Origin of the sequence: Adlercreutzia shanghongiae, from assembly GCF_035830635.1 — a bacterium.
Lineage (GTDB): Bacteria > Actinomycetota > Coriobacteriia > Coriobacteriales > Eggerthellaceae > Adlercreutzia > Adlercreutzia shanghongiae.
Genome location: NZ_JAYMFI010000061.1, coordinates 1 through 714, shown reverse-complemented (window position 1 = coordinate 714; position 714 = coordinate 1). Strand labels below are relative to the sequence as shown.

Here is a 714-nt window from a genome sequence, read left to right as displayed (position 1 = left end):
CGGGACAGCGAATGCCTAAGCGGCCAAGGGTAGGGCTTCCCCGAACCTCGGCGCTAGCACTATGCCCTTGTACATATCATCTGACGTTTTCCCGAGCAGCCTCCTGGACACTCTGCGCTGTGCTCTGGTGACCGCTGCCTTGGTTAACGCATAGTAGTACCGGTAGCTCGTCCCCACGTTCGCGTGGCCCAGCATCGAAGCCACTAACTCGATGGTGACGCCCGACTGGGCGGCGATGGTGGCCCAGGTATGCCTGAGGTTTTTCATGGTGACGCGCGGGAGCCTGTTCGCCTTTATCCACCGCTGTATGCGGTAGACGACCTGCTGGGGCCTGTAATCGCCGATGATGCGGCCCCTCGGGCGTCCCTTCTCGACCCATATCTGATGCAGCCTGTCCAGCGCCCACGGAGGCAGGTACAGGTCGCGCTCGCCCTTGGCGGTCTTGGTGGGCCACTCGTTGAGCCCATCGCTGGCTAGTTGCAAGGTGGCGCGTATGGGCACCAGGCCCGTGCGCCAGTTCACCTGCTCCCAGCGAAGCGCGTAGTTCTCTCCCGGCCGCACTCCCAGTGCCGCCGAGATGATGAAGGTAGCCTCGCACTCGCAGCCCACCATGCCGCGTATGAGGCGCTTGAGCCTTCGGTGGGTCAACGTGTCTGGCTTGTAGGTGGGAACCCTGGGCTTCTCGATATGCTGGGTGGGGTCGTAGACGCGCAT

Annotated in this window: 1 pseudogene; it reads right to left on the bottom strand. The window is 63.0% G+C overall.

What is annotated here, in order from left to right:
* Positions 1–15: 15 nt before the first annotated feature.
* A pseudogene (locus tag VJ923_RS12205) lies at positions 16–531 on the bottom strand (tyrosine-type recombinase/integrase); the annotation flags it as partial.
* Between the last annotated feature and the right edge of the window lie 183 nt (positions 532–714).